The 24,778-nt window shown below is 41.4% G+C and carries 28 protein-coding genes; 19 read left to right on the forward strand and 9 right to left on the reverse strand.

The window, feature by feature from the left end; translation table 11 throughout:
• Positions 1-279 precede the first annotated feature (279 nt).
• The 7 genes from BMW98_RS15675 (at position 280) to BMW98_RS15705 (ending at position 5,390) form a co-directional block, all read left to right on the forward strand.
• Complete coding sequence (locus tag BMW98_RS15675; RefSeq protein ID WP_090259645.1) at positions 280-1,206, forward strand: alpha/beta hydrolase; 927 nt, start codon at positions 280-282, stop codon at positions 1,204-1,206.
• A gap of 69 nt (positions 1,207-1,275) precedes the next feature.
• Positions 1,276-1,857, forward strand: a complete 582-nt coding sequence (locus BMW98_RS15680) for a YdeI/OmpD-associated family protein (protein WP_090259647.1) — start codon at positions 1,276-1,278, stop codon at positions 1,855-1,857.
• A 139-nt stretch (positions 1,858-1,996) separates the two neighbouring features.
• A complete protein-coding gene (locus BMW98_RS15685) occupies positions 1,997-2,503 on the forward strand; it encodes a lactoylglutathione lyase family protein (RefSeq protein WP_090259649.1) in 507 nt (168 codons plus the stop codon).
• A gap of 260 nt (positions 2,504-2,763) precedes the next feature.
• Positions 2,764-3,585, forward strand: a complete 822-nt coding sequence (locus tag BMW98_RS15690) for a carcinine hydrolase/isopenicillin-N N-acyltransferase family protein (protein WP_090259651.1) — start codon at positions 2,764-2,766, stop codon at positions 3,583-3,585.
• A 14-nt stretch (positions 3,586-3,599) separates the two neighbouring features.
• Positions 3,600-3,893, forward strand: a complete 294-nt coding sequence (locus tag BMW98_RS15695) for a hypothetical protein (RefSeq protein ID WP_090259653.1) — start codon at positions 3,600-3,602, stop codon at positions 3,891-3,893.
• 106 nt (positions 3,894-3,999) lie between these two features.
• Entirely contained in the window at positions 4,000-4,572 is a 573-nt protein-coding gene (locus BMW98_RS15700; protein WP_090259655.1) for a Crp/Fnr family transcriptional regulator, read from the forward strand.
• 53 nt (positions 4,573-4,625) lie between these two features.
• The gene (locus tag BMW98_RS15705; RefSeq protein ID WP_090259657.1) at positions 4,626-5,390 is read left to right on the forward strand and encodes an MBL fold metallo-hydrolase; all 765 of its coding nucleotides are present in this window, start codon (positions 4,626-4,628) and stop codon (positions 5,388-5,390) included.
• Between the two features lie 193 nt (positions 5,391-5,583).
• Here BMW98_RS15705 and BMW98_RS15710 read toward each other — a convergent pair whose 3' ends face one another.
• From BMW98_RS15710 to BMW98_RS15740, 7 genes are all read right to left on the reverse strand, one after another.
• Positions 5,584-6,570, reverse strand: a complete 987-nt coding sequence (locus tag BMW98_RS15710; RefSeq protein WP_090259659.1) for an aldo/keto reductase — start codon at positions 6,568-6,570, stop codon at positions 5,584-5,586.
• 11 nt (positions 6,571-6,581) lie between these two features.
• Positions 6,582-7,571 (reverse strand): TIGR03571 family LLM class oxidoreductase, encoded by a 990-nt coding sequence (locus BMW98_RS15715; protein ID WP_090259661.1) that lies wholly within the window; start codon positions 7,569-7,571, stop codon positions 6,582-6,584.
• 1 nt (position 7,572) lies between these two features.
• Complete coding sequence (locus BMW98_RS15720) at positions 7,573-8,775, reverse strand: MFS transporter (RefSeq protein WP_090259663.1); 1,203 nt, start codon at positions 8,773-8,775, stop codon at positions 7,573-7,575.
• A 2-nt stretch (positions 8,776-8,777) separates the two neighbouring features.
• On the reverse strand, positions 8,778-9,521 hold the full coding sequence (locus BMW98_RS15725) for a type 1 glutamine amidotransferase domain-containing protein (protein ID WP_222843669.1): 744 nt from the start codon (positions 9,519-9,521) through the stop codon (positions 8,778-8,780).
• 126 nt (positions 9,522-9,647) lie between these two features.
• Positions 9,648-10,214: a Crp/Fnr family transcriptional regulator gene (locus BMW98_RS15730; protein ID WP_090259665.1), complete on the reverse strand. Its 567-nt coding sequence runs from the start codon at positions 10,212-10,214 to the stop codon at positions 9,648-9,650.
• 90 nt (positions 10,215-10,304) lie between these two features.
• A complete protein-coding gene (locus tag BMW98_RS15735; RefSeq protein ID WP_090259666.1) occupies positions 10,305-10,685 on the reverse strand; it encodes a DUF3037 domain-containing protein in 381 nt (126 codons plus the stop codon).
• On the reverse strand, positions 10,663-11,457 hold the full coding sequence (locus BMW98_RS15740) for a HipA family kinase (protein ID WP_090259667.1): 795 nt from the start codon (positions 11,455-11,457) through the stop codon (positions 10,663-10,665). Before BMW98_RS15740 ends, BMW98_RS15735 begins: the two co-directional genes overlap by 23 nt.
• A gap of 223 nt (positions 11,458-11,680) precedes the next feature.
• On the opposite strand from BMW98_RS15740, the gene BMW98_RS15745 reads away from it, so the two are divergent.
• From BMW98_RS15745 to BMW98_RS15800, 12 genes are all read left to right on the forward strand, one after another.
• Positions 11,681-12,523, forward strand: coding sequence for a leucine-rich repeat domain-containing protein (locus BMW98_RS15745; RefSeq protein WP_090259669.1), 843 nt, complete (start codon positions 11,681-11,683; stop codon positions 12,521-12,523).
• A gap of 45 nt (positions 12,524-12,568) precedes the next feature.
• A complete protein-coding gene (locus BMW98_RS15750; RefSeq protein ID WP_090259670.1) occupies positions 12,569-12,946 on the forward strand; it encodes a nuclear transport factor 2 family protein in 378 nt (125 codons plus the stop codon).
• A 144-nt stretch (positions 12,947-13,090) separates the two neighbouring features.
• Positions 13,091-13,849 (forward strand): DUF2490 domain-containing protein, encoded by a 759-nt coding sequence (locus BMW98_RS15755; RefSeq protein WP_090259672.1) that lies wholly within the window; start codon positions 13,091-13,093, stop codon positions 13,847-13,849.
• 133 nt (positions 13,850-13,982) lie between these two features.
• The gene (locus BMW98_RS15760) at positions 13,983-14,372 is read left to right on the forward strand and encodes a DUF1801 domain-containing protein (protein ID WP_090259674.1); all 390 of its coding nucleotides are present in this window, start codon (positions 13,983-13,985) and stop codon (positions 14,370-14,372) included.
• Between the two features lie 83 nt (positions 14,373-14,455).
• Positions 14,456-15,490: a hypothetical protein gene (locus BMW98_RS15765; protein WP_090259676.1), complete on the forward strand. Its 1,035-nt coding sequence runs from the start codon at positions 14,456-14,458 to the stop codon at positions 15,488-15,490.
• 68 nt (positions 15,491-15,558) lie between these two features.
• A complete protein-coding gene (locus BMW98_RS15770; RefSeq protein ID WP_090259678.1) occupies positions 15,559-15,897 on the forward strand; it encodes a YciI family protein in 339 nt (112 codons plus the stop codon).
• A 93-nt stretch (positions 15,898-15,990) separates the two neighbouring features.
• Positions 15,991-16,803 (forward strand): cyclase family protein, encoded by an 813-nt coding sequence (locus tag BMW98_RS15775; RefSeq protein ID WP_090259680.1) that lies wholly within the window; start codon positions 15,991-15,993, stop codon positions 16,801-16,803.
• A 222-nt stretch (positions 16,804-17,025) separates the two neighbouring features.
• On the forward strand, positions 17,026-17,817 hold the full coding sequence (locus BMW98_RS15780) for an N-formylglutamate amidohydrolase (RefSeq protein ID WP_090260153.1): 792 nt from the start codon (positions 17,026-17,028) through the stop codon (positions 17,815-17,817).
• A gap of 1 nt (position 17,818) precedes the next feature.
• Positions 17,819-19,195 carry a formimidoylglutamate deiminase gene (gene hutF / locus BMW98_RS15785; protein WP_090259682.1) on the forward strand — a complete coding sequence of 459 codons (1,377 nt, stop codon included), beginning with the start codon at positions 17,819-17,821 and terminating at the stop codon, positions 19,193-19,195.
• A 117-nt stretch (positions 19,196-19,312) separates the two neighbouring features.
• Positions 19,313-20,599 (forward strand): serine hydrolase domain-containing protein, encoded by a 1,287-nt coding sequence (locus BMW98_RS15790; protein WP_090259684.1) that lies wholly within the window; start codon positions 19,313-19,315, stop codon positions 20,597-20,599.
• Positions 20,600-20,679: 80 nt separating this feature from the next.
• Positions 20,680-21,531 carry a hypothetical protein gene (locus BMW98_RS15795; protein WP_090259686.1) on the forward strand — a complete coding sequence of 284 codons (852 nt, stop codon included), beginning with the start codon at positions 20,680-20,682 and terminating at the stop codon, positions 21,529-21,531.
• Between the two features lie 12 nt (positions 21,532-21,543).
• The gene (locus BMW98_RS15800) at positions 21,544-22,209 is read left to right on the forward strand and encodes a class I SAM-dependent methyltransferase (RefSeq protein WP_090259687.1); all 666 of its coding nucleotides are present in this window, start codon (positions 21,544-21,546) and stop codon (positions 22,207-22,209) included.
• Here the strand turns inward: BMW98_RS15800 and BMW98_RS15805 are convergent, their stop codons facing one another.
• The gene (locus BMW98_RS15805; protein WP_090259690.1) at positions 22,210-23,475 is read right to left on the reverse strand and encodes a PepSY-associated TM helix domain-containing protein; all 1,266 of its coding nucleotides are present in this window, start codon (positions 23,473-23,475) and stop codon (positions 22,210-22,212) included.
• A gap of 83 nt (positions 23,476-23,558) precedes the next feature.
• Positions 23,559-24,776, reverse strand: coding sequence for a DUF4374 domain-containing protein (locus tag BMW98_RS15810; RefSeq protein WP_090259692.1), 1,218 nt, complete (start codon positions 24,774-24,776; stop codon positions 23,559-23,561).
• Positions 24,777-24,778 lie beyond the last annotated feature (2 nt).

Here is a 24,778-nt window from a genome sequence, read left to right on the forward strand (position 1 = left end):
CTACCGATATGTAGTTCCTAGCGGGACAAGAGTTTCGATTTATTCAGGGCTCTAATTGGTATATATGTCCACCCACAAAATACTCATACTCAATTGTGTCCAAGATTTAAAAAATCTTGCTTAGAACTGGCATACGCAGCTCCGTGACCCTTGTTGGTGTTCTCAACAAGCCTAGCAAAGGCTGTTGAAATGTTAAATTACCACAAAACTCATTGTGTAGACTGGCAATGATTTGCTTGTGCTCTCTCAAAGCTGTTTCTTCATAATAAAACCACACCGATGAGGGCCATATTTACTATTCTTATCCTGAACTTAGTAGTAATCCATTTAAATGCTCAGAATTACCAGAAAATCACTTTCGATTCAAGTACAGCCGATGGCTACTACCTAGCCGTTGAACCCGAATCAGACGACATACTAAGTGTTTTGGTACTGCTTCCCGGTTTTGGCCAAACAGCCGAAAGCATCTTCCCTGAAAGCAAAATTCAAAATGTAGCTTACGCGAATGGCATATTAACCATTGCGATAGCTGGAGGACAAAAGCTATATGCAGATGAAACAGTAATTAAAAAGCTCGACTCAGCATTTGAGCACGTTAAGTCAAAATACAAAGTAGATAAAAACCAATTCGTAATAGGTGGTTTCTCTGCTGGTGGCACCATTAGTTTACGGTTTACGGAACTTTGTGCAGAGCTTGGTCAAAAGGCGGTTATTCAACCACAAGGGGTTTTTAGTGTCGATTCGCCAGTTGATTTATTTCACATCTGGGACTACTTTCAAAGGGAGCTAAAAAAAGACTACTCTGCAGCCGGAACAGGCGAGGCCAACTTCGTTTCTAACATTATGCTTAGGGAAATTGGAGACCCAATCAACTCGCCAGATAACTACAACAAACTGACACCATTCAATGCTAACCTTGATCAACCCGGCAATGAACGATTCTTACAAAATACAGCTGTAAGAGTTTACCATGATGTAGATATTGTTTGGCAACTAAAAAATAGAAGAAGGAGCCTTTTCGATTCGAATGCGCTACCATCTTCCGAAATGATCAACAGGTTATTATTAATGGGAAATGAAAATGCAGAGTTTGTACCTGCCAATCAACCAGGCTATCGAAGCTCCGGATTAAGGCATCCGCATTCATGGTCAATTGTAAATGAGGTTGAGCTTATTCAATGGGTAATGCAGCTTTTGAAAAACTAACTCCTTTTTTCGCTCACTACTGACATAAGGCTGTCACTTACCCTAACTAAGATTACAGCAAAGTAAACCATGACTAATAAACCCCAAGCAACTTTCTACCCAAAAAGCAGAGCCGAATGGAGAACATGGCTGAGCGAAAACCATCAGTCAGAACAGTCTATTTGGTTAGTTTACTATAAGTCTTCAAGCAATAAACCTTCACTGAGCTGGAGTGAAGCAGTAGACGAAGCACTTTGTTTTGGATGGATAGACAGCACCAAGAAAACCATCGATAAAGAAAGCTACATGCAGTATTTCAGCAAGCGAAAACCAAATAGCATGTGGTCTAAAATCAACAAAGAAAAAGTAGATAAGCTCATTGAGGAAAATCTAATGAAAGATGCCGGTTTTCAAAGCATGGTCGTTGCAAAAGAAAATGGTTCATGGAATGCATTGGACGATGTTGAGGCACTGATAGTCCCGCAAGACCTAAAAGAAGCTTTAGCTAACAACCGAGAGGCTATGGCATTTTTTAATGGACTTAGTAATTCAGCCAAAAAGCTGTTGCTGCATTGGGTAACCTTTGCCAAACGGCCTGAAACGAGAAAAAAACGGATTGTAGAATTAGTCGAAAGCGCTAGTCAAAGCCTTAAACCCAAACAGTTTAGGTAAGAAGTTTAATAAACTAAGTTCAACTGTACTTCATATTTCAAAATGGATGCTTATTAAATGATTCCAAGCTCTCAAGGTGGAACTAAGTGCTCACATCAACACGTTAAACGCACCTATTGATTTGATAAAAAGAGAAAATATGAATAAGAGTTATCCGAGGTCATTTTCGCATATAGGCATTACCGTGCCCGACCTAAAAAAAGCAGTTGAGTTTTATGAAGAAGTAATGGGCTGGTACGTGATTATGGCTCCTTCAAAGATTCAAAAAGAAAGAGATACAGCCATTGGCCAGATGTGTATTGATGTTTTTGGCGAAGACTGGGAAGAGTTCGAGATCGCGCATATGTCTACTTCAGACGGAGTAGGTATTGAGCTATTCTCCTTTCCTAATATGTCTGAAGAGAAACCAGAGTTCAACCCATTCAACACAGGCCTATTTCACTTCTGCGTACAGGACCCAGACATTGAAGGTTTAACAGAAAAAATCGTTGCTAAAGGTGGTAAACAGAGAATGCCGATTCGTGAGTATTATCCGGATGAAAAACCGTATAAAATGGTTTATGTAGAGGACCCATTTGGTGTAGTATTCGAGATTTATTCTCACAGCTATGAGCTCACTTATTCTTCAGGAGCATACCAAGATTAAGGCAGTTATGGGCTGAGTATTTAATGGCGCAGCAAAGCCAACATTTGATATAACTAATGTTACCGGATTTAGAAAACTTCCGGTAACATCAACCTCATGTAGGTTCAGTCAACGCGCTTCCAACATTGATGCTTAAAGAGTGGACTCTTGCGGAAAAAGCATGTAGTTACTGGGCAAAGGTTTTGAGCAAAAGGAAATAACGTATATTCGTTCACAAGCAGTTTGCATTGTTCAAGCCTTCGTAAATAAAGCGCATCAAAATGATCAAAATCAAGCTTTTACTCATTGTTTTAGTTGGTGTTTTCTCGGTTAAATATAGCCTTAAAGCCTGTTCAGTATTGTATTATGTGGACAAGGCCACAGGCAAAATTTACGCAGTTAACAATGAGGATTATTGGTACGATGTAGAAGCCTATATTCAGATTGAGCCGAGGTCTAGAAACAAGTTAGCCCGTCTATGGTATGGCTGGGACAACTTCGCGCAGGGAGGAATAAACGAAAGTGGATTATTTTTCGATGCAGCTGTAACCCCAGAACAACAAAAAATTAATGGCTATGGCAACCCTAAGAATAACCTAGGAGATAAAATACTAGCCCATTGCCGCAATGTGGCTGAAGCATTGGCTTACTTGGAGAAGGAAAAGATAGCACTTAACAAAAGCCACATGATGTTTGGCGATAAATCAGGCAAAGCAGTAATTGTTGAATGGGTTGATGGAGAAAGAGTGCTTCACTGGATGGAAGAGAACCAGCTAATAATGACCAATTATTTGCTTTCGAAGCCAGAAGCAGGAAACTACCCATGCTACCGCTACGAATCGATAGAAAAACGAATAGCCGCTATGGAGCAAACGACAGAAATTGATTTGTTAAAAGTAGGCAATACATTTGGCCAAGCTGCTCAAACTCCACAAAAAACAGCAACTGGCAGAGTAGCAGGCACGGTGTATAGTTCTTTCATTAATATAACCGACAACCAGTTCTTTCTTTCCTACAAACTGAGCAATCAAAATGTCATTAAGCTCGACTTAAGTGATGAATTCAGCAAAACAAAAAAACAACGCATAAAGCTGGAGGATTAATTGATCTTTGAGGAATGAACCAAACTTACACCTACATTTTCGAATTCAGAGGTGGTACTTATGTTAGTCAAGTATTAGCTACTGGTTTGAATGAATCTGTAAACGAATGGCTAAAGGTCATATCAGCCCAAAGCAGTGAAATCTATCAACTTGGTGCAACCACAATAAAAGAGATAGAAAAACATTTAGAGCAACCCAAGAACCGCGAACCCGTGCTACTCAACAACCTTCAGAACGTTTGGTTTATCGACATCCACACCAAACAGGGGCTTGGGCTTGTACATATCGTTCAAACAGTTTCAGCTTAGTTAATCGTTTCTATTTTTAGATTAGAGTTCACTTCTAAAGCGCAGCCCCAATGGTTTTGCACCATTTCTCCACCTTTATTGTTGCCCTTGCAAACCAAGCAGATAGGTGAATCACAATAATCAGATTTTTGAGTTCTTCAACAGCAAATTCCCATTCAATCAGGAAGGGCTGACTGAGTTTTCTAAAGCTTTCAAAACCAAAACCTACAAAAAGGGAAGTTTGATTGTAGGCAAAGATGAAACGGAGAATCAACTAAGGTTCGTCAGTCAAGGCATTGTTCGCGAATACTTTGCCCATGAAGAGCGAGAAATGAACACTCAATTTTATCTCGAAGGAGAATTTACCACAGACTTTCACTTACTGCTTAACCAAGGTAAAAGACGCAAGTATCAGGAAAGCCTTACCGATACAACAATTAAGCAAATGGATAGCGCAACTTTCTACGAGTTTATGGAGCGCTACCAATGTGGGAAAGAGTTTGTAGACGAGATATTCAGCCAAAACATAATGCTAAGAGAACAGGAAGAGTTCAAGCATTTTAGCCTTACTCCAGATGAACTTTATCTCGATTTGCTAAATACCAAACCCCAATGGCTACAGCAAATACCTCTTTACCATATTGCTACTTATTTAAGAATGACACCCGAAACATTGAGTCGTATTCGCAAAAGAAATTGATTTGAATCAAGGCATTTGGCAAGCCTCGCTTTGAACTTTGCACAAAAAAAGAAATGAAAGTTCATCATCTCAGAAATGCAACCTTAGTCATAGAAACTCAGCGTCAAGTAATTTTGGTTGACCCTATGCTGAGTAAAAAGGGAACGAGTGCGCCATTTACACTTTTTAGGTTCAAGCCAAGAAAAAACCCTTTGGTAGACCTACCTGCCAATGCTTATGATATACTAGAGAAAGTTACGCATTGCCTCATCACCCACCTTCACCCTGACCATATTGACGATGAAGGCGTGGCCTTTTTAAAAGAAAGAAATATTCCTGTGGTGTGCAGCGCTTTAGATGTAGCCAAACTGAAGAAAAAGGGGCTTAAGGTTACAGAAACGCTAGAATATGGAGAAACAAAGGACTATTTGGATGGAAGCATCTCTGGGGTCAAGGCTGTACATGGCTACGGTTTTGTAAAGCACATTGCTGGCAATGTTATGGGCTACCACTTGGCTCTTCCTGATGAAAAATCAATTTACATTAGTTCTGATACCGTTTACACCGAACATGTAGATAAGGCATTAAAACAGTACAAACCAGATATTACTGTTTTGGCTGCAGGTATGGCTCAGCTAGATTTTGGAAAGCCCTTACTTATGAATAGCGATGACATAGTGAAGTTTGTTCAAAACTCTCCCAAGCATGTTTTTGCTAATCATATGGAATCACTCAATCATTGTCCGAATACAAGAACAGACCTTAAAAGGCTCTTAAAAAAGCATGGGCTACTGGAAAAAGTAGATATTCCGAACGATGGTGATTTTGTGAGTTATTGAGTGAGTAAATCACTTAGACGTTTTCAGGAATAATAAGAAGCCGTCTCAAAAATAAGCCGTCATTCGAGACGCTATCCAGATACCCTAGAAGGAAATACCAGAAAGTTGATAGAGCTTCGCGCTCAAGGCGAGAATGACGAAAACAGTAGCTTTTGAGACAGCTTCTTTCAGATTATGTTTATGAGAAATGAGCCTATTTTAATGACTCAAGGTGCTGGTTAATACTAGCCATGTCAGCATCGGAGATTGATAAATTCATAGCAGCAGCATTAGAAGCTACTTGCTTTTCATTTCTGGCTCCGGCCAAAGTAACTGTAATTCCTGGCTGGTTCATTGTCCAATTTAGTACCAACTGAGCAAGAGAAGCATTATAGCTATCGGCAATAACCAACAGTTCATTTAGCACTTTCTCAATTCGCTCTAAATCGAACTGCTTAAAATATCCGTTTCTATGATCAGCCTCTTCTAGCTTTCCATCTTTGAAATACTTACCTGTCAATAGACCTCTTTCCATTGGGCTATAAGCAATTAAGCTCATGTCATTAGCCTGAGCAAATGGGACTAAATCAGCTTCAATACCACGTTGCAACATACTATAAGAAACTTGGTTAGAACTCATTTTAAGAGTTTGTTCCGCCTCCTTCAGCTGATCTACGCTGTAATTACAAACACCTGCTGCTCTAATTTTGCCTTGCTCAAGTAGGCGCTCCATGGCCTCCATAGTTTCACTAATAGGCGTGGTAGAATCTGGCCAATGCAATTGCAATAAGTCAATATAGTCTGTACCTAGTCGCTTCAAACTCTCCTCTACTTCCTTCACTACATTTTCTTTTGAGGCGAACTTATAGATGGAATAGTTCTTCCCGTTATCCTCAGTATCAAAGAAGTAATCACCTTTTCCGTTATTACTTCCATCCCAGACAAGTCCGAACTTGTTCAAGATCTGAATGTCTTCTCTACGCTTATCGGCAATGGCTTTCCCTATCAACTCTTCACTTCTACCCAAGCCATAAAATGGTGCCGTATCTAAGGTAGAGATACCATTGTCTATGGCTGCGTGAATTGCGTTAATCGAGTCTTTTTCTTCATTTCCTGCCCACATGGTTCCTCCAATAGCAAAGGCACCAAAAGCAATAGGCGAAACTTCTATATCTGTATTTCCTAACTTTCTTAAGTTCATATTCTAATTGTTTAAGCTGGCAGACAGTCTGCCATTTGATTTTTAAAATGCGGGAGAACGTGTTCTCCCAACTGTTCCATTGCCTCTTCAATTGGCAATTCTGATTTCCGTAAGTGAATGGCCATGTGCGAGACCCCAGCTTTCTGATAATCCATCATCAGATCAGCTACTCGATTAATCCCAATCAATCCGCCAAAACGCGCAGGACTAAAAACTTGGTCTTTGTCTTTGGTTAAGTTCAGATGAATGGCCGTGATGTATGGCTTTTCTGGCTGGTCGTTATCATAAAGTGCACCTCGCCAGTTGAGCACCACTTCCTTCGCCTGTTCAACAGGCCTTGGATAGCTAAACCAAGCGTCCATATTTTGAGCAATCCAGTCCATAGACTGCCTGGCCCGACCGGCCAAAACCCATGGCACTTTATGCTTTGGTTTAGGATAAACCTGATAGTTGGCGTTCAGCGTTTCATAATAAGCCTGAAGGTTATGATCCTCCTTCCAAGCCTCTTTTACGATTTCATAATTTCTTCTGAAGCGTTCATCCCTATCATCAAAACTATGACCAAGCACAGGAAACTCCACTGGCCTATCGCCTAAACCAACTCCCATTAAAAAACTACTATCAGATAAGTTTTCAATAGTGGCAGCGGCTTTTGCCAACTGTAACGGATTATGGAGCGGCATTACAATAGCCGCAGTTCCTAAAAGAATGTTGTCGGTTACCCCAGCCAGATAGCCGAGGTAACTTAATGTATCGAAAAGCTGGGCTGCATCACCAAAAGAGGGATCGTACAATGGTACTTCCCGCACCCAAAGTGTATTGAACCCAAGCTGATCGGCCAATTTTGCTCGAACAAAATGTCGGCTCATATCTGGCACACCAAAGGGCCTTCCCTCCTCTTTGCGCTTTCTATCTCCGGCCAATGACCAATCATTATCTAGGGGCATTTCAAGCCCAATGGTCATTCTTCCCGGATGATGGAGCTTACAAATAGTATCCATATCAGCGCTCCCTTCTATGGCTTACCAGTGTAAGCAAAAACCCGATGAACACGAGAATAGAGCCTATCCATGGCGTTGCGCCAACTCCTAGAGATGATTCAACAATCTTTCCACCTAAAGCCGCACCAATAGCAATACCCACATTAAAGGCGGCAATGTTAAGTGCTGAAGCCACATCTTCTGTTCCTGGCGCATATTTCTCCGCCATTTGCACAATGTACAACTGCAAAGCTGGCACATTTGAGAAGGCCAGAATACCCATAAAAAACAGTGTTACTACAGCCGCTACTTGGAATGGAGCGGTAAAGTAAAGTACCAACAAGATAACGGCTTGTAGAATAAACATCACCATTAAAGCCTTGCTTGGCTTTTTATTGGAGACTTTTCCACCAACTATATTTCCAATGGCTATGGCAATACCATATACCAAGAGCAACAAGCTGGTCATACTGGCTGAAAAACCAGTCACTTCTTCCAATAGTGGGGCTAAGTAAGTAAAGGTTACGAAAGTACCACCGTAGCCCAAAGCTGTAATGGCCAGAACCAATAGTACCGAAGGGCTTTTGATCACCTTCAATTGATCTACTATTCGCAAGGCTTTTCCTCCCTGAATTGATGCAGGCACCAAAACAGCACTAGACAAGGCTCCAATAATTCCTAAGATAGACACACCAATAAAAGTGGCTCTCCACCCAAAATTCTGACCGATGAAAGTCCCTAAAGGAACACCAGTAACAATGGCTATGGTTAAACCTGCGAACATAATAGCTATGGCAGAAGCACGTTTATTAGCTGGTACTAAACTAGCCGCAATGGTAGCACCTATTGAAAAGTAAACACCATGTGCAAAACCAGTCAGTATCCTGGCCATCACCAACAAGCCGAAGGTTGGAGCAATTGCGGCTAATCCGTTACCCAATATGAAAAGTAGCATTACCCCTAAAAGCAGCTTTTTTCGTGGAATCTTGCTGGTTAATGCTGTAAGAATAGGTGCTCCAACAGCTACGCCAACCGCGTACAAACTCACTAAAAGACCCGCTGATGATATTGAAATGGCTAAGTCTTGAGCAACTGTGGGCAGTAAGCCCACAATTACAAACTCCGTAGTTCCTATACCGAAAGCACTGATGGTTAATGCCCAAAGTGCTGCCGGCATACTTTTCCTTTTGGCCGTATTGGCCGTCATTGTTGCAGAAGAATCCATGCTTATTTAGCGTTAATCAATGCAACAATTTCAGTAGCCACTTTATGGGCCGAAGCAGGGTTTTGACCAGTCACTAATCTACTGTCAACACTTACTTTTTCAGCCCAATCTGCTCCCTTCACTATGGTAGCGCCTCTTTCTAAAAGTATGTTTTCTAAAGAGAAAGGCACTACATCTTCTAACTCAACGGCAATCTCTTCTTGGTTGGTGAAAGCGCTCACTTGCTTACCTTCTACCAAATATTGACCATTGGAAAGTTTGATATTTACCAAACCTGATGGGCCGTGACAAACAGCACCAATAATTCCATTTAGCTCGTAAATTTCAGCCGCTTTTTTAGCTAAGGCTTCATTGTTCGGGAAGTCCCACATAGTACCATGCCCTCCCGCATAATAAATGACATCGTACTTTTTAGACGCTATCTCAGCTGGCGTTTTGGTATTATTAATAGCTCTTTGGAAGGTTTTATCTTCCCAGTACCTTTTATTCACTTCGTCTTCTAGGTCGAACCCATCTACTGGAGCTTTACCACCTTCTGGACTCACAAAGTCAATTTTGTAGCCCGCTTTTTCGAATACTTCATAAGCATGAGTAGCTTCACTTAAATAGAAGCCCGTGGTTTTGCCAGTGTTGCCTAGTGCTTCATGACTAGAAAGCACCATCAGTACGTTCACATCTTTTCCTTTTTGAGCCATCATAATGGTAGATGTAAAAAGGAGTGCAATAAGTAATTTTAATTTATTCATGGTTTTTCGTTTTGTTTCTGATACAAAAGTCCATGAATTATGAGCCCTGTGCGAGGAGCTAAATCACAAGAATGAGGTGTGACAAATCACTAGCAAAAAGTGATTTACATCACATCAAAAAAGGAACTAAAGTCGGCTGAGTGTTTCTCTGCTTACGCCTAAAAAAGAAGCCAACAACCGTTTGGGAACCCGCTGAATTAAATGAGGCATTTTCTGCAGAATCTCTTCATACCGCTCTTCAGCAGTCTGAGTTAATAGCGACATAATACGTTGCTGCAGGTTGATATAACCAAGGTTCGATTTGGTTCGAAAAAAGTTGGCCATGGCTGGCACTTGATGGCAAATGGTTTCTCTGTCGTTAAAGGAAAGCGAAAAGAAAACAGAGTCTTCTAGGCAGTCTACATTCATGGTGGCTTCTCGTTTAAACTGAAAAGCGGGATAGTCACTTACCCAGTAGTTTTCCATTCCAAACTGCATAATATGTTCCTTGCCTTTAGAGTCTATGGCATAAGACTTCACCAAGCCTTTTACTATCCAAAACTCATGGTCTACCTTTTGACCTTCCTGAACTAAGAAATGATGCTTTTTTAACCTTCTAAGATGAAAATGAGATGCTATAAACTCCCATTCCTCTTCGGTTAGTTTAGAGATTTCTTCAATGTGCTTTCTTAGTTGTAAATGCTCCTGCTCCACTTTTTAAGGGTTTGAAAAGGGTCAACAACAAGATAAATCTAAAAATTCAGCTTTGAGAAAATTTTATAACTAACCCTGCCTTGGCGCAGATTACAATACATTCTCCTCAAAAAGCTTTTCGAGGGTTTTGGCCAAGTCTGAACTGAAACCTGTATGCGGACGTGAAGTTTGAATGATGGAGCTTCGTACAGCAGTAAGCCAACGGAAGCGTGAGGCTAAATCCATATCTGCAATCTGTCCACCATCATTTCCTGAACAAATTTTCTCGAATGAACTCAAGTTCAGCTTGATCATTTCCACATCAGCTTCAGGATCTAGAGCCAAAAGCTTTTGCTCATTGAGCTGAATTTTAGCACCAATAAAACCACTCTTAGCATCGCACAGAATCACCCCGGCATTGATAAACTCTTCTCGTTCCACCCTAGGCACCACCCGGATAATGGCATACTCATATAAGTGCTGTTCTTGCATCTTGGGCTTCTTTAGTGAATTGATCTGAATGTGAAAGTCTTAATTTGAGGAAGTTGGCATAAACGGCTCGTGCGTCAGGAGCATGCTCCTCATCTCCAGCGGCAAGCAGCCACTCATCTGGAATAAGCGCTACCAATGCATCTATATACTCTGATTTCAGCAGCACCTTTAACTGCTCGTTTGCTTCGGAAAGTTGAGATGCCTGCTTAAGCAAAACATGATTGGCTATGATGGGGAATTTGCCTGTCGCATTCTTCTCCCAATTAGTCCATGAATGATGAAAAAGGAATGCCGCCCCATGATCGATCAGCCAAAGTTCCCGATTCCACATAAGCATATTTGTATTGCGAAACGTGCGGTCTACATTGGTAATGAGCATATCTAGCCAGACTATTTTGGAGGCCATCAAAGGGTCTACTTCCATAGCCAGTGCATCGTAATTGATAGATCCCGATAAAAAATGGAGTGCCAAATTCAAACCTTGGCTTCCTTTCAGCAAATCTTGAATTTCTTCATCGCCTTCAGACCTACCGAATGCTGGGTCTAATTCCGCAAACACTAGCTCTGGCACTTTCAGACCAAGTATTCTTGCTATCTCGCCACCTAAAAGCTCTGAGATTAACGCCTTTTCTCGCTGGCCTGCACCTCTAAACTTGAGCACGTATTTGAAGCCATCGTCAGCATCGGCTAGGGCTGGCAAAGAACCACCTTCGCGGAGCGGAAGAATGTATCTGGTAACATTTACCTGACGCAATTGAAGCGTATTTTCCATCGGTTATACTTTGGGTTGAACTGAGAAACTCAACACCGTTAATGTTTTATTCATTCAAAGATTCAACAAAAGATTCGTTTTGCAAATCACACGACAAAACTAGGGACTTACTTTCTCGCAAGATTCACACACTATTAAAATCAAATTAGCCCTCTCCTATCCCAACCTTTTTCAAATGCCCTGCGTCTAACTGTTTTTAAAACTCAAAAACAACGTTCAACACATGAAAACACCATTTTTTTCAAAGCACTCACTACTAGTAGCTTGTGCCATTACTCTGACATTCGGCTGTAAAAACAATGATGACAGCACACCGGATTTTGTCAATATTCCAGACGCAAAATTTGAACAGAAACTAATAGAGCAAGGCATTGATAGCGATAATACAATTAACCAACGCATAAACATTTCGGATGCCCTAGCGGTAACCTCACTTAACCTATCAAATTACAACGAGGGTACTGCCATTACTGACCTTACAGGGATAGAAGCTTTTACCAATCTCACTTCATTGGTATTAACAAACAATATGCTTACCACTATAGACGTCTCTAAGAACACCAGTCTAGTACACCTCAACTTGTTATTCAATGACCTGACTTCTGTTGAAGGTCTCAATGCTGCCACACAGCTAAAAACGCTCAATATTTCGTGGAACTTCCTTAGGGAAATTTCTCTAGACCTACCTTCCCTAGAAGTACTAAACCTTAGTGAAAACGATCTTACCTCAATTAATGTAGAAAAGTGCGAAAACCTCAATTCATTATTGGCCAAAAGCAATGAGCTTACTGCACTAAATGTTTCACAAAACACTAAGCTCTCTACACTGATTCTCAGTGATAACAAAATTGAACAAATTGACCTTAGTAACAACGCTGAACTTGAGTATTTGTGGATTTCAGCTAACAAGCTTCAGGCTTTAGATGTAAGCCAACTAACCAGTTTGCACAACCTAAGCATTATTAATAATCCAGACTTGTACTGTGTAACTATTGCCAAGGACCAAACAGTAGCAACAGTAAACAAAACGGAAACCCAAATGCTTTTTGAGGGAGGTTGCTGGTAAAGCCAGTAAGTTTTAGTTAGCTTCAATTGAAGTTGACGCGAAAAAATGGATTTAGAAAAGAACAAACAAAATGCGGTTGCCTTCTACCAAACAGCGTATGAAGGCAACCCTAAATTGGCCGTTGAAAAGTATGTGGGCAAGGAATACATTCAGCACAACCCAGATGTTGCCAATGGCACAGATGGTTTTATAGCCTACTTTGTGCGCATGCAGCGCGAGTACCCAAACAAAAGCATAAGCTTTGTGCGCTGCATAGCCCAAGGCGATTTGGTAGCCTTACACACCCATCAAACATGGCCCGGCAACGACCAGTACGTTACCATGGACTTTTTTAGGTTCGATGATGATGGCAAAATCGTAGAACATTGGGATGCCATTCAACAAATTCCGAAACGCTCGAAAAACCCCAACACCATGTATTAGGTCTTATCCGGAAGTATAAATAGAAAGCACTTAAAAAATTCCTCTAACAAGAATCTGTTTGCACCGTAACACTTGCTATTAGTATTTAGCAGAAAAAATTACAGCATTTTGGAAACAACCACATTCTCAACTCACTCACGACTTTTGAAAAAACTATTTTTTGCCAGCTTAATCATTTTTGGCTTAGCCTATACAAACAACGATTTAAAGGCACAAAACAACACCGCCACTCAGTACAATGGCTGGTACATGTACTTTGGTAACCACCGTATTTCAGACGATTTAGGTATTCACACCGAATATCAATGGAGAAGAAGCGATTGGATTAAAGACTGGCAGCAGTCACTGCTTCGATTTGGTTTAGACTGGTACGCTGCCGACAATATGATGGTTACCGCAGGTTACGGCTGGATAAAGTCTTTTCCTTATGGTGAACAACCAATTCCTGAATCGGCCAACGAACACCGTATTTGGCAACAATTAATACTTAACCAAAAAACTGGCAGACTGAACTTTCAGCACCGTTTCCGTACAGAGCAACGCTTTATTGAAAACATCAATGCAGTTCCTTTTTCGGCCAATGATGATGAATACATTTATAGAAACCGTGCACGATACAGGTTCTTCTTGGCCGTGCCGTTAACCAGCAGCGAAATGGAAGACAACACCCTATTCGCGGCATTCTATGAAGAAGTCTTTCTTGGTTTTGGTAAAGGTATTGGAGCCAACACCCTCGACCAAAACAGGCTTTATTTGGCATTGGGCTGGCGGTTCAACAAAGACTGTAACGTACAACTTGGCTACTTAAACCATTATGTGTTCAAATCGGATGGCATACGCTCCGAACAGAATCACACCTTGCAAATGGCACTTTTCTATAACATCGATTTCAGAAAAGGCTAACCAAAACAAAGGCTGTCTCAACAGTATCGTTCACATAAAACAGTGAGAACTTTTGAGACAGCCTTTTTAGATAAGCAAACTATCCATTTATGTATCAATTCGCTATTTTCAGTATTGAAAATAACGCGTCATCATGCATCCCGACATTCAAGATTATCACAGCAGACAAACAGCTACCGACAAAGCTATTTGCCAACTGCTTTATGAAACAATTTGCCACAATTTACCCGAGGCCGAATATAAAGTTTGGCACGCACACCCTGTTTGGTTCTTGGATGGAAACCCCATAGTAGGTTACAGTAAACTGAAAGACTGTATTCGCCTACTCTTCTGGAGCGGCCAATCATTTGATGAACCCGATTTAAAAATAGAAGGCAAATTTAAAGCTGCAGAAAAACGTTTTACAAACGTTGAGCAAGTCAATATTGAGAACCTAAAAAGGTGGTTGGAAAAAGCAAAAAACATTCAGTGGGATTATAAAAACCTGATAAAGAGGAAAGGTTTACTCGAAAGGCTGAAATGAATAAGCAGAGCTACCATTAACCGGAATTCTTTGTAACTTAATCCTTGCTAAATAAACACAAATCCTCATTTCCACTTTGGAATATGAAAACACACGCAAACAAAACACCGCAAAACGGCAGCAAGGCCAATGGCCATGCAATAGCCGACACTGAAAACCGTTCAGAAGCAATCTTTCAGTTTGTGGATAATAGGCCGGTGAATGCTATGCAACGCAGGTTGAAACAAGGCAATCAGCCTGTCCAGCTTTTATCAAGTGTCGTTCAAAGAGATGTTCCAAACTCGGCATACAAAGGTGATTATGCAGAAGAGATTGAAGCATATGTAGATAAGCTTAATCAGGCTGTTCTAAAAGCCTGGGGATGGATTATAAAAACACCCACATTAGGGAGTTTAGCCAAACTTAATGGCTACACACAGCTATGGGTTGAAAAAATCAAAGATTATGGGGAAACAAAAATTGATCCCGGAGGCCTACACACTGCTTTTGGTTATGCAGTTGAAAGTTTAGTGAGTGGCCCTTTACTTCCTACCATAGGGGACAATATGAAAGTAATTCAGCAAGGTGCTAGAGGTAGTACTAGACCAGATTTGGTTATTCAACACAACAATGTTGACATAGCTTGGTTAGACATCACGGCCAGTTCAAGTGCTGGTCATATATTTACCAAGGCCGGAGCATGGGATCAGTCGCCAAGTTGTGCCGAAATCACCTACCCTTCCATTGGCACATCTGACTTACTTGACATGGCCAATACAGCAAATGACAATCCTGAAGCCGAAATTGGTGGTGACATGGATTTAGAGGAGTATTTAGCTCGAAAAGAAAGAGCCGATCAAGAATTGGAAGAAAAAATGGCACAATGGAAAGAGATTCTCACAGACCTGCTAAAACCTGTAAAGAAAATTGGTGGGCCTTTTGTTCCTGATGACGGACCTCCAAGAAGAAAAAAGACCATCCAACTTTTAGAGAACCATATCGGAGATAGTATTCCAGAAAAAACAGCACCTCATATTCTTGCTGCCGCTGGACTTAACTCATCTGTCTATGGATTCAGAACGGGTTTCCCTGCGAATGCATCTACGGGTGTTAGCTACCTTTTAGATAAACCTATTTGAAGATAAAGTCTTAAACCAGTCCCCTCCTTCACTTTCATCAGTCATAAGAGCAAAAAACCTTTATTGCGATGAAAGAATTTACATTAATCTTTAAAATCAAATCGCTCAACGATTTCAAACCTAGTCCAGAGCAAATGAAAGAACGCATAGTTTGGCTTCAAAATATTGCGGAAAGCGATAAGCTTGTTAACAAAGGCAACACCTTACTGCCAATGCCTGAAAGTGCCAAAACAATTACCGCTAACGGCAATGTAAAAGATGGCCCGTTCGAAACCACAAACATTACCAGTGGCTATATGGTGGTGAAAGCTGAACATATCGATGAAGCAGTAGAAATAGCCAAGGCAAACCCCATATTCAAAATTGGAGGAAGTATAGAAGTACGCGAGGTTCTTCAAAGACACTAAGCCTAATCATTTTAAACTAATTCAAGGCAGCCTACTAGCTGCCTTTTTTGTAACCCGTTTTGTAACTACTTTTAGTCATCAAACACAGTGCACATGAATAAGCTCAACCTTTTAATCCTAGTTGCTCTATTTTTATCATCATGTTCTTCCAAATCAGAAATGGAAGAAAAATCTGCCAACATGAGCATAGCAGAAAAAACCATTATAGACCTCTCACACGACTTTTCAGGAGAAACAATTTATTGGGTAAATGCCAAAGAGTTTGAGCTAGACACTGTTTTTAAAGGGCAAAACCCTAATGGATTCTTCTATGCTGCGAACAATTTTAGTGCTGCCGAACATGGCGGAACACACTTGGATGCACCCATTCATTTTTCTGAAGGCAAACAGTCGGTAGAACAAATACCGTTGGAAAGACTAATAGGTGAAGGAATCAATATTGATGTTTCTGGCCAAGCTGTTAACAATCCGGAATACCTTATTTCTGTAAATGACTTTAAAGTTTGGGAAGAAAGGAATGGTAAAATCCCTAAGCACAGCATCGTCCTTTTGCAAACCGGTTATTCAAAATACTACCCCAACAAAGCACAATACCTAGGCACTGACCACCGTGGTGATGAGGCAATTAAAGAGCTCCACTTCCCTGGTCTTTCTCCTGAGGCTGCTGAATGGCTAGTAAACAACCGTAATATCAAAGCAGTAGGCATAGACACACCTAGTATAGATTACGGGCAATCTACCCTTTTCAAAAGCCATGTAATTTTACTGTCGGAAAACATCCCCGTTTTCGAAAATGTAACCAACCTAAATAAGTTGCCTTCTGCTGGTTTTGAGGTGATTGCCTTGCCCATGAAAATAAAAGCCGGTAGCGGTGCGCCTTTACGCATTATCGCCTTGCTGAAATAGACGCATATTCGGTTTTTACTTCCTGCTAATCCCCTATTTTTGGTTTTTAAAAAAAAGAGAAGTCTATCAAGTTGCTTCAAAATAATGTCAACATCTCCCTAACCCTAAAGGGTAAATAAATACTAACAGTGTATCCCTTCAGGGAATTAAAGGGTCACTTTATGGCCTTACCTGTTCTAATTGAGCGCTGGGCTAATTAGTTTTGAAAGCAAAACCACTCCTATGGATTTATACAATATTGTTGCGCCTACCGCCCCTAAAGTTCCAATCGTTATTAGTTCTCCGCATTCGGGCACTTTTTTTCCACCCGAAGTGGCCGACCAGCTTAAGCCAGAGCACGTAGCTGCTCCTGATGATACAGACTGGTTCATCCACAAGCTCTATGACTTTGCACCCGCACTAGGCATTACCATGATTACGGCAAACTATAACCGGTGGGTAATAGACCTAAACCGCGATCCTAACAGCGCTCCCCTATATAGTGATGGCCGTGTAATTACTGGTTTGGTACCAACGACCAACTTTAATGGAGAAAACTTATACCAACAAAACATCCCAAGCCAAGAAGAAATCAACAGAAGGCTTACCGCTTATTACCAGCCCTATCACCAAAAGGTAGACGAACTATTAACTGCCACTAAAGCAGAATTTGGCAAAGCACTACTCTTTGATGCACATTCAATTAGAAAAGTGGTTCCCGGTATTCGACAAGAAGCATTTCCTGACCTTATTCTTGGAGATAATGATGGGAAATCGGCCAGTGAAGCGATCATCAACGCTGCTTTTGAAGCATTAAAAACAGACCGATATGACCTTCAACACAACCACCCTTTCAAAGGCGGTTACATTACGCGCTCATTTGGTCAACCAGCAGAAAACGTACACGCACTTCAGCTAGAAATGGCCAAAACCAATTACATGGACGATTCGGAAACGACTTATGATGAAGCTAGAGCAAATGTTATGCGTACCACACTAATCAACGTTTTCGAAGTACTTATAAAAGCACTATAACATGGCAAAAGCATATCAATTCAAGGGCATTTTAACCAACAATGGCTGGCAGCAAAATGCGGTGGTAAAAGTTTCAGCTGCGGGAAATATTGAGTCCATAGAAGCAAATAGTACGGCCTCAGAAAAAGTAAATGGTTACGCTATACCTGGCTTTCAGAATGCACACTCACATGCCTTTCAATACGCTATGGCTGGCTTGGCCGAGTTACACCAAGGTACTGGAATACCAGACGATTTCTGGAGCTGGCGTACTGCCATGTACGATTTGGCGCTACAAGTTTCGCCCGAGCAGCTCGAAGATATCGCAGCCATGCTCTATTCAGAAATGGTACGACATGGTTATACTGCCGTAGCCGAGTTTCATTATGTGCACCACGATAAAAACGGAGCGCAGTACAACAACTTAGCAGAGCTTGGTGAACGCTTAGTTGCTGCCGCAAAAAGAGCAGGCATTCAAATCACACTCGTACCCATGTTTTATCAAATGGGTGGCTTTGGTAAACCGGCCGAGGAAAAACAAAGGAGGTTTATCTCCAAGACTAAAGATGAATACTACAAGCTGCTTGAAAGCAGCGAGCAGGCTGTAAGCACTTACGAACAAGCTAGTTTGGGTATTGGCATTCACTCCCTAAGAGCGGTAAAGCCAGAAGACATTATTGCCGTTTGCAACGACTTTAAAAACGACAGACCGTTCCACTTTCATGTTTCTGAACAGCTGAAGGAAATTGAGGACTGTTTGGCTTTTCATGGCAAAAGACCAGTAGAATGGCTATTGGGCAATGCTAATGTAAACGAGCATTATCATTTGGTGCATGCCACTCACTTGAGTGACGCTGAAGTTGCAGGGATTGCAAAGGCTCAAGCCAATGTAGTGCTCTGCCCTACTACAGAAGGCAACTTAGGCGATGGACTTTTCCGATTTAACGACTTTAAAAATGCCGGAGGTTCTTGGAGTATTGGTACCGACAGCCATGTGAGCATAAATCCGCTAGAGGAACTGAGACTGCTAGACTACGGCCAAAGGCTAACTACGCATAAGCGTAACACCTTTTACCAACCAAATAAAGGCGATAGCGGCTTTAATGCCATTGAAATGGCTTGGGCTGCAGGGCGAAAGGCTATGGGCAAGCCGGCCAACAACTTCTTTGAAATAGGCCAACCCTTCGATGCGGTAGTTTTCGATGCCCAAGCTCCACTTTTGGCAACATCGGCAGAGCAGCATTTGAGCAATACCATTGTTTATTCAAGCGATGTTTCGAACGTGCTCGGCACTATTGTAAATGGAAAATGGATGGCCAAAGAAGGCAAGCATATAGCTTCAGAAGAGATCTCCACAAGATTTATTAATACAATGAAAGTGCTTAAATCTCGACTATAAGCGTAAAACAAACGTTTAAGCTTTCTTCATAGGTTTTTCTCAAAAACTCTTTCTATCTTCTATCCGATTTACGGTGTTTAGACACCTCTATTTTTTCCTATTTCTTAATCACTCACCATGAAGAATCGTATTTCAACCCTCCTACTGCTTACATGCTTTGTACTTTTAACTAGTGGCAAAGCGCTGGCACAAAAACTAGAAAAGGCCAAGCCTGAAAGTGTGGGTATGTCGACTGAAAGACTTGAATACCTAACCAATACATTTCAGCAATATGTTGACAACCAGCAAATTTCTGGAGCAGTTGCATTGGTTGCCAGAAAGGGGAAAATCGCTTATTCAAATTCCTGGGGAAAGCGGGATGTTGCATCGAATGTACCAATGCAAAACGATGCTATTTTCCGCATTGCATCGCAAACCAAAGCCATTGTAAGCGTAGGGATTATGATGCTGCAAGAGGAAGGAAAACTGTTAATTACCGACCCTGTAGGTAAGTATATTCGTGAGTTTCAAGAAACAACAGTTGCTGAGCCTGTAGAAGGTGGCGAGCCGGGTGAATATAAAATTGTGAAAGCAAACAGACCGATAACTTTGCGGGATTTGCTAACCCACACCGCAGGAATTGGCTATGGTGAAGGACTAGGCGCTGACCAATGGAAAGCAGCCGGTATTCAGGGCTGGTACTTTGCCGACCGAAATGAGCCTGTTTTAGCGACCATTAGAAGAATGGCGGCATTACCTTTTGAGGCGCAGCCGGGAGAAAGATTCGTTTATGGCTATAATACAGACATTTTGGGTGCGATCATCGAAGTGGTTTCAGGCCAAACGCTAGACGAATTCCTAACTACCAAAATCCTTCAACCTTTAGGAATGAACGACACGCATTTCTATTTGCCTCAAAGCAAAAAGGATAGATTGGCTACAGTATATTCTTCTACCGATAATGGTATAGAGCGAGCACCAAACGAAGGCACCATGCTAAGCCAAGGCCAATATGTAGAAGGTCCAAGAATGAGTTTCTCTGGAGGCGCAGGATTGCTTAGCACTGCAAACGACTACGCCAAATTCCTTCAAATGATGCTGAATAAAGGCACCTACAACGGCCAGCGTATTCTTTCGCCCAAAACAGTGGAATTAATGACAGCCGACCACCTGCAAAGGGCATCCTTCCCTTGGGTGGGTGGCACAGGCTTTGGCTTGGGCTTTTCGGTAGTTAACGATTTTGGTAAACGCGGCACCCCAGGCTCCAATGGCGAATACGGTTGGGGCGGTGCCTATCATTCCACCTATTGGGTAGATCCAGAAGAAGAGCTAGTGGTTGTTTACTTTACCCAACTTATTCCTGCCATAAATATTGACGATCATGATAAGTTGAGAGCGCTGGTTTATCAGGCCATTACCAACTAATTAGGCTGGCAAAAGCCCTTCTAAAGCAATTCCGCATAGTAATGGTATGAAGTTGTTCCTTCATTCGTTTACTTAAGGACATGAGAACATTTTTGCTCGCAATTTTGGCTTGTATTTACCTGAACACACAAGCACAAGACAGCTATCCAAAAATTAAGTACATAGACACCTATGACGCTGTTTTCAAAGGCATGATAGGGTATAAAACCCCGTTCACCATGTACCTTAAGTTCTATGCATACGCCAGAAAAAGTAACGCATCCTACGCGATTACAGGTTGGTACCAAACCGAAAACCAAGTAGGCAAAACCAGCATAGCCGGTCTTTACGATGATGATCTTACGGTTTATGCTTTTCACGATAGTGCTTCCACACAGCACATGCTCAACTTTGAAACTGAAAAGACCAATTTTTGGGAGGAAATGAGCTTTTACAAAAACCTGCCTGAATATTCAGAAAAGTTTGTTTTTGGCGACTCTACCTACAATTGGACCGATAAAAACGACACGCTAAACGTAATGCTAGGAGCACATAACCTTGACATTAAAGACTCTCGGGAATTCTTGATGTTTAACCCTAGCAAAGGCTTTAAACTTGATGAACTAGGCGATAGAAACTGGATTTTTGATATCCTTGCTCATAAAGACAATCGGTATATTTTGGAGTACGCATACGCCTCTAAGCCCTTGTACATTGGCATGTGTGCTGCGGGCGAAGAGTCTGGCTTGTTATACTTAGAATTTGATGAACTAAACGCACTTACTACTTACCAATTTTACAATTTGGAAAGCTGCCTGTTCGACTTTAGCTCTATTGCCGAAAAAACCGCTAATGGCGCTATAAAATATATTACCGATCGTGGTGAGGGTAAAGCGCAATCCGTAATAATTGTTGATACGGAACAAGTGGTGATAAGCCGATCAATCAATTAAAACACCAAGCATATGGAAGAACTAAGTCCTGAAGATTTAAAAGCAATTGAAAGCCAACTGGGGTGTCCAAGTGGTGCAAAAGGTATTGAAATGGCCAGTTTGATGCACGAAACGAACTTTGGCATGACAAAGTGCGCCATTGACGCACTGGCACTAAAAAGCAATGAACAGGTATTAGAACTAGGACATGGCAACTGTGCCCACCTCCCCTACCTTTTAGGAAAAGCCGAAGCACTGGTGTACACTGGACTTGAAATTTCTGAAACCATGTCTTCGGAAGCTAAGCAAAAGAACCAAAGTCATGCAGAAGCTAAAAAGGCAACTTTTGGTCTGTATAATGGAACAGATATTCCATTCGAGGGAAACACATTTCGCAAAGTGTTTACAGTAAATACGCTTTACTTTTGGGCGGAACCAGCAAAGCTTCTAAATGAAATTCACCGAGTAATGAAGCCAGAAGGCATCTTAACGATAGTTTTTGCCAAAAAGAGTTTCATGAAAAATCTACCTTTTGTTGGAGACAAATTCACACTATACTCACCTGAAGATTTAAGTCAGTTAGTAGCAACATCAGCTTTCAACTCAGTAGATATAACCGAGCACACCGAACAAGTTAAAAGTAAATCGGGTGAATTGGTTGAGAGACAATTCTGCTTGGCAAAACTTATAAAAGCCTAGTTAGGCAATAGCAGCGTTACTTTTAACCACTTTAGGCCTGCTAATCTTACCCTTTGCGTTTTGATTGCCTGAAGCTGCTGGCTTATCAGATTTCTTAGGTTTCTTCTTTTTATTCCACCACACAAGGAAACCTGTAATTGGTAAACTGGCACAAATTAAACTGATAAAAAAGGCCAGTATTTTACCCGGTAAACCAAGTGCTACACCAATGTGCATATCGTAGTTGAGCATCATTAGTTTGTCAGCCAAACCTGCCTCAGAAAAGCGGTCGCCTGGCCAACGATAAGGCTCTAAAGTATACCGATCGTAGTAATAGACATTTTGGTTATACCAAGAACCATCGTTTAAGTAAGCAAGTACTTCGTACACGTCATCATCATCGGCAAGTGTTGGCGACATGTACCAACCAGCAGCAGTTGGTTGTACCTCCAAAGTTTTGTACCAAGCCTGATCGATTAGCGGAATGCTATCGCTCACGGCCATATTCATATTATCTAAATTAGAATGCGGATGGCTGTGTCCCGGTCTTTCTTCACCTCCCGAAGCCAAGTAGTAAATACCATCGCCAACCCATTCAAAACTATATACCAAACCGGTAATAGCCAGTACTAAAGCAAGCAATAAACTGTAGAAGCCAAGCACATTATGTAAATCATAATTCACTCGTTTAAAACTCCCGTTCCATTTAATTTTAAAGCTCTTTCTGAGCGAAGATTTGCGGGTATTCTTTGGCCACCACATAACCAAGCCAGTAATAAGCAGCACCACAAAAATGAGTGTACCTACGCCAACTACAGGCCTGCCAATTTCATAGGGCATCCAAAGGGCTCTGTGGCCATCGATAATAAAACGGAAAAAGTCGAAAGTACCCTCACCAATAGTTTGTTGTTTGTACAGAAATTCTCCGGTGTAGGGATTCATAAAAACAGCCGTAAAACTTCTCTTTCCATCAATCATAGAAGAAAAACCAACAGCCGCAGCGCCTTCGGCATTACTATAAGTAAGCCCTGTTGCGGTTGCGCCTGGCATGTGCAACTGCGCGGTATCTAGCAATTGGCTAGGAGGAACAAAAGCCGTGTTTTGCGCTTCTACAAAACGCCATGGCTCCACGGCATCTTTAATGTCTTGCTGAAAAACATAAATACAGCCGGTAATGCTTACAATAAAAACTATAATACCCGAAATAAGCCCTAGCCACAGGTGAATCCAGTCGTTAAAACGTCTAAGAGCACTTTTGTTGGAAGACTTACGCTGCTTGTTTTTCATTTAGTATAGGGGTTGATGTAGTAAGGTGAAAGAAAAACCGTCATTCAGAAGTGATTATGTACTCCCAAATGACGGTTAGTAATTTAGAATCTGAAGATTCCCGCTACGAAGTTAGCTTCTACCAAAGCTCCTTTTGTAGCTGTCAATGTGTTCAAGTCAATTTTGTAAATGTAGATTCCGTTGTCTTCAGGAATACATCTGTAAAGTGTATTACCATCTTGCAATAAGGCTAATCTACGGCCATCACCAGCGTGCTGAGGAATGTCGGTAATAAACTCAACAGTTTGGTTGTTCAAATCAATGATTGCCGATTGAAGTGGGCCATCTGACCATCTTGCTTGCTCTTCACGAGCATCCATGTTGAATTCGGCAAAAGCTTTTCCGTTACCCAAGTAAACCAGGTGAGCAGCGGTTTTTCCTTCAGCAACCTCATCAAAAGACAAGAAGTAATCTTCATCAAATTCAGTTTCACCCGCGTTAATCTTCAAGATACCAGCAGGCTGAGTAGACTGGCTGTATCCATTAGCTGGGTTGGTGTGAGAAACAGCGTAAACGTCTCCATTCTCATCACTGATTAAACCAGATTTCACGTTGAAACCACCAACTGGTCCAACACGATCATCAGTCATAATACCTTCGAATTCGAATTCTGGGTAAGAGTAAACAGCCACTTCAGCTTGATCTGTAAATGGTGTTTCCCAAGTATCGGGGCTACTTACGTAGTAAGCCAAATAAAGGTGACCATTGCTCACTCTCATACCTGCATAAGAAGTACCGAGCTCATCAGTAAGGTCAGAAGTAGGGTTATTCACTGTTTCGATAACACTTACTGAGTTGAGATCCACTCTGTGGAAAGTAACCACATCAGAATCAGAAGACATTTCTACCGCTACTAAGCTGTTGTCATCTGCTTCTACAATATCAGAAATACTGTTTGTGAAAGAAACATCACCAATTTGGGTCAATTCACCTCCACTATAGTTAATCCCTACAACGTTTACATCGTCAAGCCCACCAATACTAAAAATGGTCTCATCAATCTGAGTAAAATCGTAGTAACCTGGTTGCTCAATACCTTCGCCCAATGCAGAAAGAGAACCTGTCATTACATCCTCAAACGGCACAGTATAATAGGTAAATGTGTTGTCGCTACCCTGAACAGCCATTGAAACTACAAACGGATGCTCAAGAGTTGAATCATCAGGATTAGTATCGTCAGACTCTTCGCAAGCAGTAACTGAAAGCGCAAACAGTGCAACTACCGGCAGCGCGTATTTTTTGAATAATGTTTTAGAAAACATGT

The sequence above is a fragment of the Roseivirga pacifica genome (assembly GCF_900111145.1).
GTDB lineage: Bacteria > Bacteroidota > Bacteroidia > Cytophagales > Cyclobacteriaceae > Roseivirga > Roseivirga pacifica.

Coding starts and splice junctions, on each gene's coding strand:
- BMW98_RS15765 (WP_090259676.1), top strand. CDS start 14,456: ATGAAAACACACGCAAACAAAACACCGCAAAACGGCAGCAAGGCCAAT.
- BMW98_RS15790 (WP_090259684.1), top strand. CDS start 19,313: ATGAAGAATCGTATTTCAACCCTCCTACTGCTTACATGCTTTGTACTT.
- BMW98_RS15725 (WP_222843669.1), bottom strand. CDS start 9,521: ATGAATAAATTAAAATTACTTATTGCACTCCTTTTTACATCTACCATT.
- BMW98_RS15810 (WP_090259692.1), bottom strand. CDS start 24,776: ATGTTTTCTAAAACATTATTCAAAAAATACGCGCTGCCGGTAGTTGCA.
- BMW98_RS15740 (WP_090259667.1), bottom strand. CDS start 11,457: ATGGAAAATACGCTTCAATTGCGTCAGGTAAATGTTACCAGATACATT.
- BMW98_RS15775 (WP_090259680.1), top strand. CDS start 15,991: ATGAATAAGCTCAACCTTTTAATCCTAGTTGCTCTATTTTTATCATCA.
- BMW98_RS15805 (WP_090259690.1), bottom strand. CDS start 23,475: ATGAAAAACAAGCAGCGTAAGTCTTCCAACAAAAGTGCTCTTAGACGT.
- BMW98_RS15710 (WP_090259659.1), bottom strand. CDS start 6,570: ATGAACTTAAGAAAGTTAGGAAATACAGATATAGAAGTTTCGCCTATT.
- BMW98_RS15770 (WP_090259678.1), top strand. CDS start 15,559: ATGAAAGAATTTACATTAATCTTTAAAATCAAATCGCTCAACGATTTC.
- BMW98_RS15680 (WP_090259647.1), top strand. CDS start 1,276: ATGACTAATAAACCCCAAGCAACTTTCTACCCAAAAAGCAGAGCCGAA.
- BMW98_RS15760 (WP_090259674.1), top strand. CDS start 13,983: ATGCATCCCGACATTCAAGATTATCACAGCAGACAAACAGCTACCGAC.
- BMW98_RS15735 (WP_090259666.1), bottom strand. CDS start 10,685: ATGCAAGAACAGCACTTATATGAGTATGCCATTATCCGGGTGGTGCCT.
- BMW98_RS15750 (WP_090259670.1), top strand. CDS start 12,569: ATGGATTTAGAAAAGAACAAACAAAATGCGGTTGCCTTCTACCAAACA.
- BMW98_RS15720 (WP_090259663.1), bottom strand. CDS start 8,775: ATGGATTCTTCTGCAACAATGACGGCCAATACGGCCAAAAGGAAAAGT.
- BMW98_RS15800 (WP_090259687.1), top strand. CDS start 21,544: ATGGAAGAACTAAGTCCTGAAGATTTAAAAGCAATTGAAAGCCAACTG.
- BMW98_RS15795 (WP_090259686.1), top strand. CDS start 20,680: ATGAGAACATTTTTGCTCGCAATTTTGGCTTGTATTTACCTGAACACA.
- BMW98_RS15695 (WP_090259653.1), top strand. CDS start 3,600: ATGAACCAAACTTACACCTACATTTTCGAATTCAGAGGTGGTACTTAT.
- hutF (WP_090259682.1), top strand. CDS start 17,819: ATGGCAAAAGCATATCAATTCAAGGGCATTTTAACCAACAATGGCTGG.
- BMW98_RS15690 (WP_090259651.1), top strand. CDS start 2,764: ATGATCAAAATCAAGCTTTTACTCATTGTTTTAGTTGGTGTTTTCTCG.
- BMW98_RS15780 (WP_090260153.1), top strand. CDS start 17,026: ATGGATTTATACAATATTGTTGCGCCTACCGCCCCTAAAGTTCCAATC.
- BMW98_RS15705 (WP_090259657.1), top strand. CDS start 4,626: ATGAAAGTTCATCATCTCAGAAATGCAACCTTAGTCATAGAAACTCAG.
- BMW98_RS15745 (WP_090259669.1), top strand. CDS start 11,681: ATGAAAACACCATTTTTTTCAAAGCACTCACTACTAGTAGCTTGTGCC.
- BMW98_RS15715 (WP_090259661.1), bottom strand. CDS start 7,571: ATGGATACTATTTGTAAGCTCCATCATCCGGGAAGAATGACCATTGGG.
- BMW98_RS15675 (WP_090259645.1), top strand. CDS start 280: ATGAGGGCCATATTTACTATTCTTATCCTGAACTTAGTAGTAATCCAT.
- BMW98_RS15685 (WP_090259649.1), top strand. CDS start 1,997: ATGAATAAGAGTTATCCGAGGTCATTTTCGCATATAGGCATTACCGTG.